Annotated in this window: 1 protein-coding gene; it reads left to right on the top strand. The window is 51.3% G+C overall.

The window, feature by feature from the left end; all coding sequences use genetic code 11:
• Positions 1-43: 43 nt before the first annotated feature.
• Positions 44-238: hypothetical protein (locus AC1RPQ_RS08680; RefSeq protein ID WP_481762381.1), on the top strand; the 195-nt coding region annotated here is incomplete at its 3' end.

Here is a 238-nt window from a genome sequence, read left to right as displayed (position 1 = left end):
ACATTGCGACAATCGACCGAATTCTAGACGAAGGAGAAAAGAATTGACAATCGAATACGGAACCAACCGCCCTCACCCGCTCGATCCACGACACGGCCTGCCGCCACCTCCGGAACCCAAGAAAAATATTCTCGAAAAGAGACAGCAATGGTTCGTGAAGTTTCCGGGCACGAGCTGGCTGGAGCAGGTTGAACTTTGTGACGTGACGGAACACACAGTTCAAGTGTGGATCAAGGAT

This window comes from Dellaglioa sp. CoH-57-MRSF-21 (assembly GCF_056781915.1).
Note: the sequence above shows the minus strand (reverse complement) of the source record. Positions and strands in the feature narration are given on the sequence as shown.